This window comes from Aquificaceae bacterium, from assembly GCA_037722135.1.
In the GTDB taxonomy this organism is placed as follows: domain Bacteria; phylum Aquificota; class Aquificia; order Aquificales; family Aquificaceae; genus Pampinifervens; species Pampinifervens sericum.
In genome coordinates, this window is record JBBKAW010000026.1 from 1 (window position 1) to 7,284 (window position 7,284).

Annotated in this window: 9 protein-coding genes; 6 read left to right on the forward strand and 3 right to left on the reverse strand. The window is 40.6% G+C overall.

All coding sequences use genetic code 11. The annotated features are described in order from the left end of the window. Positions 1 to 166 precede the first annotated feature (166 nt). From WKI49_01805 to WKI49_01815, 3 genes are read left to right on the forward strand one after another with little or no spacing between them, the layout of a single operon-like run. Complete coding sequence (locus WKI49_01805) at positions 167 to 1,045, forward strand: universal stress protein (protein MEJ7621237.1); 879 nt, start codon at positions 167 to 169, stop codon at positions 1,043 to 1,045. Continuing rightward, positions 1,042 to 2,679 carry a tetratricopeptide repeat protein gene (locus WKI49_01810; protein MEJ7621238.1) on the forward strand — a complete coding sequence of 546 codons (1,638 nt, stop codon included), beginning with the start codon at positions 1,042 to 1,044 and terminating at the stop codon, positions 2,677 to 2,679. The genes WKI49_01805 and WKI49_01810 overlap by 4 nt, the downstream gene beginning before the upstream one ends. After that, positions 2,676 to 3,524 carry an LptF/LptG family permease gene (locus WKI49_01815; protein MEJ7621239.1) on the forward strand — a complete coding sequence of 283 codons (849 nt, stop codon included), beginning with the start codon at positions 2,676 to 2,678 and terminating at the stop codon, positions 3,522 to 3,524. Before WKI49_01810 ends, WKI49_01815 begins: the two co-directional genes overlap by 4 nt. A 112-nt stretch (positions 3,525 to 3,636) precedes the next feature. Here WKI49_01815 and WKI49_01820 read toward each other — a convergent pair whose 3' ends face one another. The 3 genes from WKI49_01820 to WKI49_01830 are packed head-to-tail and all read right to left on the reverse strand — an operon-like array spanning position 3,637 to position 5,346. Continuing rightward, on the reverse strand, positions 3,637 to 4,398 hold the full coding sequence (locus tag WKI49_01820; protein MEJ7621240.1) for a DUF3108 domain-containing protein: 762 nt from the start codon (positions 4,396 to 4,398) through the stop codon (positions 3,637 to 3,639). After that, positions 4,362 to 4,685, reverse strand: a complete 324-nt coding sequence (locus WKI49_01825; GenBank protein MEJ7621241.1) for a tetratricopeptide repeat protein — start codon at positions 4,683 to 4,685, stop codon at positions 4,362 to 4,364. The genes WKI49_01820 and WKI49_01825 overlap by 37 nt, the downstream gene beginning before the upstream one ends. Further along, the gene (locus WKI49_01830; protein MEJ7621242.1) at positions 4,672 to 5,346 is read right to left on the reverse strand and encodes a thioredoxin family protein; all 675 of its coding nucleotides are present in this window, start codon (positions 5,344 to 5,346) and stop codon (positions 4,672 to 4,674) included. The genes WKI49_01825 and WKI49_01830 overlap by 14 nt, the downstream gene beginning before the upstream one ends. Before the next feature lie 45 nt (positions 5,347 to 5,391). On the opposite strand from WKI49_01830, the gene WKI49_01835 reads away from it, so the two are divergent. The 3 genes from WKI49_01835 to WKI49_01845 form a co-directional block, all read left to right on the forward strand. Beyond that, complete coding sequence (locus tag WKI49_01835; GenBank protein MEJ7621243.1) at positions 5,392 to 6,075, forward strand: SDR family oxidoreductase; 684 nt, start codon at positions 5,392 to 5,394, stop codon at positions 6,073 to 6,075. 245 nt (positions 6,076 to 6,320) lie between these two features. Then, positions 6,321 to 6,899, forward strand: coding sequence for a hypothetical protein (locus tag WKI49_01840; protein MEJ7621244.1), 579 nt, complete (start codon positions 6,321 to 6,323; stop codon positions 6,897 to 6,899). 41 nt (positions 6,900 to 6,940) lie between these two features. Beyond that, positions 6,941 to 7,284, forward strand: a 344-nt coding sequence (locus tag WKI49_01845; protein ID MEJ7621245.1) for an EAL domain-containing protein, incomplete at its 3' end; no start/stop codon positions are given.

The following is a 7,284-nucleotide window of genomic DNA, read 5'->3' on the forward strand; positions in this document are numbered from 1 at the left end:
TGAAATACTTTGTCCTTGTTTATCCTGACGAGAAGATGGTAAAGGTCTTTGAGCTTGTAGATGGAAAATACAGAGAAAAGTTGGATAGGGTTTTTAAGCTGGATGGATGTGAAGTGAGTGTAGACTTCTTAGAGCTTTTTAGTAATTTTGAAGGGAGGAGATGAAGATGAAATTCCTTGCACCAGTTGACTTTACGGAGATAACAAACCCGCTTATTAGAGTAGTGAAACTCTTTGCCCAAGCTCACAATGCCAAGGTCCATCTTCTTCATACAGTGTCTCCTGTGCTTTACCTTCCTTATCCAGAGAGCTTTGGTATGAGCACAGTAGACCTTGAGCTACTGGCAGAGCTTCAGGAGAGAAAAAAGGAAGAGGCAAAGGAGAGGTTAAAAGGTCTCGTGGAGTTTTTAAAGCCTCTGGAAGTGGAAATTCTCGTAGAAATAGGAGAGCCTGCGGAGGTGGTGTTAGAGAAAGAAGAGGCATACGACCTTGTCTTTATGGGAAGCCACAAAAAGGGTCTTGTGGAAAGGATATTAGTTGGCTCAACAACAGAAAAGGTTGTGAAGTATTCAAAAAAGCCTGTTTTTGTGCTAAAGGGAAAGGAACCAGAGGGTATAAAGAAGGTCCTTATAGGATATGACCTCTCGGAGCATGCAAAAAAAGCCCTTGAATTTGCTGTAAACCTACTAAAGCCCTTTTCTCCTCATATAGTTCTTCTACATGTGGAAGAAACTATTGAACTGCCACTTGTTGAAGGAATAAGGGATGTTCTAAGCGAAAAATACAGGGAAGAAAAATTAAAACATATTGAAAAAATTAAGGACTGGCTTAGAGAATCTGGCTTTACAGCCTCAGCCTATATACTTGAGGATAGGTCTCCTGCGGATGGTATAAGGAACTTTTTGAAGGAAGACCCAGACATAGACATAGTGGTATTGGGAAGTAGAGGTCTTTCTGGCTTAAAGAGGGTGCTTCTTGGAAGCACATCCTCGGAGCTTCTGAGGTCTTTGGAAGTTTCTCTTATTATACATAGGAGTTTAGAATGAGAGTGCTTTTTTTCCTTTTGCTCTTTGGTGTGTCTTTAGCTTACAATCCATATACCGATTATGTTTTCTGCAGGCTCTATCAAGAGAAAGAACCACTCAAAGCTGAAAGCTATTGCCTGAGAGCCCTTGGAAGAGCACCAACGCCATCCTTGTATGTGGACGTTGTAAGGTTAGCCCTTCAGCTGAAAAAAAACGACATGGCACTCAAGGTTGCCAGCGAGTTTAAGTCAAAGTATCCTAATATGCCTGACCCATATCTTCTGCTCCATAGTGTATACAGTATAAGAAGAGAAGGAGAAAAAGCCCTAAAAGTCCTTGAGGAGGGATATTCAAAGAACCCAGAGTCAAGGGAAATAATGGTCTTTTTAGCGGAGGAATATCTTAGAAGAGGACATATCCCAAAGGCTCGCAGTGTGCTTACAAGGTTGGCAGAGGTTAGTCCAGAAAACCCTCTACCCTATTTTATGCTTGCAAGAATTGCCCTTTCTGAGGGTAAACAGCAAGAAGCCATAGAATACCTTGAGAAATCTCTCAAGGTGAGAGGAGACTTTGAAGCTGGTTTTATAACCCTTGGAAGCATATACGAGCAGAGAGGAGAATACTCAAGAGCGGAAAGCTTATATAAGGACATACTCAAACAAGACCCAACCAACAGAAGTGCCTTAGAAAGGCTTGCAAACATATATGCAATAACAGGCAGATATGAAGAAGCAAAGGATGTTTACCAAAAACTGGCAGAACTTTATCCCGACGGCGATTATATGTATCAGTATGCCCTTATCCTTATAAGGTCTGGAGACACGAAAAAGGCTAAAGAACTTTTAGAGAACCTGTATAGGGAAAATCCAGATAATCCCGATGTGGCTTATACCTATGCACTCCTTCTTGAGTTTGAAAAGGAAACCGACAAAGCTCTTGAAATATATCTTGACCTTCAGCAAAAGGTAGGCAACAACCCAAGGATCCTTGAGAGACTGGCGGTTATATACATAGATAGGAAAGAATACCAAAAGGCAGAGGACTTACTCAAAAAGGCTCTTGCGGTAGACCCAAACAGTTATCAGCTAAACCTTATCACGGGAAGCCTTTACAGTGAGAAGGAAGAACTTGAGGAGGCTCTTAAATACGTAAACAAAGCAGTGGAGATAAACCCGAGGGATTACAGAGGTTATTTCCTAAGAGCAATAATCTACGACAAATTGGGCAAGATACTGTCTGCGGAAGAAGACCTCAAAAAAGCTCTTGAGCTAAACCCCGATGACCCAGAGCTTTTGAACCATCTTGGATACTCTCTTCTCCTTTGGTATGAAGGTGCAAGATTGGATGAAGCAGAAGAGCTCATAAAAAGAGCCCTTGAAAAGGACCCAGAAAACCCCGCATATATAGACAGTATGGCGTGGGTTTTGTATTACCGTGGAGATTACGTAAAGGCTAAGGAGCTTCTTCTCAAAGCTCTTGAAAAGGAGAAGGAAGACCCTGTGCTATACGAGCATATGGGAGATGTCCTCCTCAAGTTAGGAAAGGAGGAGGAAGCACAGGAGTATTACAAAAAAGCCTATGACCTGCTTATGCAAGGTAAAAGAGGAGAACCGAACCAAAAGGAAAGGCTAAAGGGTAAGATAAAAGCTCAATGATATTTAGTTGGTTTTTTTGGAGGTTTTTTAGACTTGCTTTGATTATCAGCCTTTTGTTTACTTTTTTATTTCTCATATTCCAGATAATCAGACTTGACCAAATACTGTTTCAACTGCCCTTGAGAGACTCTTTGCCTTTTCTTTTGTTATGGTTTTTGTTTTATTTCTCTTACATGCTTCCAACTGCACTATTCATAGCTTTTGCCTTCCAGCTCTTTGAATTAAAAGAAAGCAAGAAACTCCATGTTATACAGTCCTTCGGAATAAGACCTATTAATCTGTATACAAGAAGCATTTTTATGCTACTTCCTGTTATTTTTGCCCTTTCCTTTGTGTTTAGCAAACTAAACGAAGAGGATATTGGTTTTGTAAGGAGACATCTTACGCTAAAATACTACGCTCTTCTATTAACTTCTGTCCCTTCAAAGAGCTTTCACACCTTCGGACAGTTCACCTTATATGTGGAAAGGAGAGATGGAAACATCCTTGAAGGTATATTTTTCAAGTTTAATGAAGGCGTGGTTGTGGCAAAGAAAGCAAGAGTGGAAGCGGGAACACTCACCTTTGAGGATGGTTCACTTCTTACCCAAAGGGAAGGAAAGACCTTTGCCACAGATTTCAAAGTCTACAAACTGAGCCTTAATAGGATAGTTGGTGACGACAAGAAAACTTCCTCAAGAGAACACTTAATAGGCATCTTTAATGCATTGTCTCCTCTAATTCTTATGGCTATTGCCTACAGGCTTATATGGTTTATAGAACATCATCACAGCTTCTATTACGCAGTGGGTTTAACCTCTGTGCTTTATCAATTAGTCCTCTTACTTCTCAAGCAAAAACTGTAGAGTTTCTACAGAATTTTCAAAAACCTACTACAAAGCCAGCAAATTTAGCCCAATCTGCTCAAGAAAAGAACAAGAAGGAGTATAAGAAAGAGCTCTTGGAAGCTATTTACCCCTACCTTTTTGCACTTAAGACATTCCTAAGAAGATTTTTATCTCCTTCTACTTTCTCAAGCCTTGCGGACGCAGAACCTATAGCAAATTTTAATTCCATCCTAACTGGCAGGTTCGTTTCCTCATCTATCCACAAATACCATGTGCCTCTGGGTTTTAGTAAACCCTTTGTCTCTATATTAGGATGCACTTCTATCTTTCTTGCAATAAAAGAGCCCGCTGGCGTGTCTATTTTTTCTCTTCCTACAACACTGTAGGGTAGCAGGTATTCCTTATCGTCATAAAACATCTTTACTGTCCCCTTGTCTACCCTTGCACTATCTCTATACAGTATTAAGCTGGCTGTATAAGGGTCTACATAGCCTCTGTAGTTATATTCCTTCTCTTCTTTCTTTTCAATTTGGTCGCTCAGTTTTACATATTTTATCTCAGTTGTCTTTATCTTACCGTTGCCAAAGATGTATTCTTGATACCTCTTGAACTCCCCCTCTTCTTGATAGTAAACAAAGCGTCGTGGAGAAAGGTCAGGAAGCCTTATCTCCGCACCACCCTTGTTGTATACCCTTTTTACCACCTTACCCACATTTATGGTTCTCACAAAGCTTTCAACTTTAAGGTTGTTGTTTTGCTGTTTGTAAGTTATGCATGTCTCTGCCACAGGCATAAAGAAAAGATAAGCTTTGTAGCAGGCTTTTAGCTCCTGGGCAAAGGAAAAACCCACAAACCCTAAAAGGACTGTAAAGACCTTAAATGCTCTATCCAAGACCTAAACTCCTCCGCCATGCTTGGATGGTTGTGCTTTAGAGCCTTTTGCACGCCTTCCTGTAGGACTTCTATAGCCTTTTCGTATTCACCAAGCTCTTCGTAGCACTTAGCGAGAATGCGATAGCCTGCACCTTCATCTTCCTTTAGGCTCAGATACTTTTCCATATGCCTTATGGTGTTTTGGTAATCTCTTAGCTTGTAGTATTCCAGTGCTAAAGAGTAATGCACCATAGGATTGTCCGGTGTCTTTTCCAACAAACTTTTAAAATACTCAAGCCTGTCCATTTTCTCTTCTTAGCTTTTCGTAGGCGGATATTACATACCCGAGGAAACTGTTTTCTGGCTGTGCACCCACAAACTCCACAAGCCCTCTATTTATAACTATCTTTGGCACACCCACAACCTGAAACCTCTCTGCAAGGTCCATATTCTCGCTGGCATCAACTATTAGTGCGGTTATGTTATCGTTTGCCATGGCAAAATTCATAGCAGTTATGGCTGCGGAAGGACAGTATCCACAGGAAGTGGTAACAAAGACCATAATCTCCATGGGTAGGTCTATGCCTTTTAGCATTTCCACAGTCTTCGCTGATAGCCTTGGCTCTCTCTTTGATACTTGCACTATACCCTGAACCAAAGTAGTAAACTCAAGCCCTGCAGGAAGACCTATGTAGCGTATGCCATAGTCCTTGTCACCCTCTATCACTATAGTAGGCACCCTGTCAATACCATACTTCTGGCTTATCTCTCTGTCTATTAGAGGCGAGTAGACCTCCAGCTTTATCTTTTCTGGGTCCACATCCGCAAGCTCCTTCAAAAGTTCTTCCGCCACTTGACAAGTCTCACAGCCTATAGCTTGAGAGAAGAGCTTTAGGTTTACTTGCTCCTTTAGCTCCTTTGAGAATATGTCTTTGAGTTGAGTCCTTACCTCAAGGTTAAGAAGCATTTTTTACCTCCTTCAGGTCTTTATTATATCCTTAAAATATAAACCATGAAAGGCAAAAGAGCCATAGTAACTGGTGGAAGCAAAGGTATAGGAAAGGCAATAGTAGAAAGACTTATAAAGGAGGGTTGGCAAGTTTGCACCTGTTCAAGAAAAGAAGAAGACCTAAGAAGATTAAAAGAAGAACTGGGAAACCCTCAAAGTCTATACATAAGAGCCTGTGATGTGGGGGATAGGGTTTCTGTTATGGAGTTTGTCCGCTTTTGCGTTCAGAATATGGGACGCATTGACCTTTTGGTAAACAACGCAAGCATTTTGGGTGAGAGGGTTTCTATTGAGGACTATCCTGAGGATGTGTGGGAAGAGGTTATAAGGGTTAATGTAAACGGAGTTTTCTATATGACAAAATATACACTTCCTTACATGAACCCTGGCTCAGTTATAGTTAATATGTCTTCCGGTGCTGGCAAAAGACCTGCACCCTACTGGGGAGCTTATGCGGTCTCCAAGTTTGGTATAGAAGGTTTTAGTCTGCTCTTGGCAGAGGAGCTAAAAGATAAGAACATAAGGGTTTACGCCTTTAACCCCGGTGCTACCAGAACGCAGATGAGAGCAAAAGCATATCCACACGAGGACCCAATGACCCTAAAGCCTCCAGAAAAAGTAGCGGACTTTATCCTAAAGCTAATAAGCTCTAAAGTTCCAAGTGGTTCTTACGATTATAATGAGTAGAATATGACTAAATATCTGGGCTAATTAATTTTAAGCGCAGGTTTTATAATATCTCTCATAGCCTATAGCTTTCAAGATAATCTTGTCCTTACCAAGCAAGCCTTTGCGGTAAGTATATCTATCTTTTTTAGGAATTGTCCTATATTACTCCCATCTTCCTCCCATATTCCTACAGATGGATAGTGTCAAGCCAACTTGGTATAAGACTGCCTACGATGTTATAAGTTTTGTGCTTTTATCCTTTATTGCGGTTTACATATACAGAAAAAAGGTTTTTTGGAGAAAGGGTATCGCCCTATGTAAGTCTTTCTGTGGGTTTTCTTGCTCTTTCGGTTTTTACCTTTTCTCTTGCTCTCCACAAGCACGTGTTTGACTTCATGGTTCCTCTTGCCTCCTTTTATAGAGCGGTGGGTTATGGACTCTTTACCTTTAGCGTGCTCTATCTAAGTGTAAGAAAGGAGTCAAAGGCTATAATGGAATCTACAAGAAAGCTCTTGTTTCTCCTAATGAAGGAAAAGCCTTTCAAGGAAGGAGATATTTTCTACATAAAGTTGGGAAAAGGCACAACCTATGGTATTTCTAACCTCTTTATTTACGACCTCAAAAATAAAAAATGGCTTGCTCAGGCTTATGAAGAGGAAAAGAAGGATATGCCTGCTATAGAGCTTATGGAAATGGGTAAGTTTTTGCAGAATCTTGGTAAGACTTATCTGGATAGAGAATATCAATATAGCCTTTATGAAGATTATCCTTTAGAAGGATTGAGAGAAAGGTCCTTGAGAGCCTTGAAAAGGCATCTATATAGGTATTCTTGCAAGACATAGTTAATCTAAGCACCGAAAAGGTTGAGGGCTTTGAAGCACTGATGAGGCTAAAAGTGGACGATGAGCTTCTTCCTGCAAGCAGGTTTATAAACATAGCAGAAGATATGGGGCTTATTCAAAAGCTGGACATTGCCATGATAGAAGGATTGTTTCAGAAGATAGCTTCTGTTAAGGATAAAAAGGATATCCTATTGTTTATTAATCTTTCTCCTCAGGACCTTACGGATGACTTTATAAAGGATGTGGTGCAAAGGGCAAAGACTTATGGTGTTGAAACTGCTCGTATAGTCTTTGAGATAACAGAAAGGGAGGCAATACAGGATATAGGTAGGATGAGTAGTTTTCTAAAAGGCTTAAAAGAGGCAGGTTTTAGGTTTGCCATAGA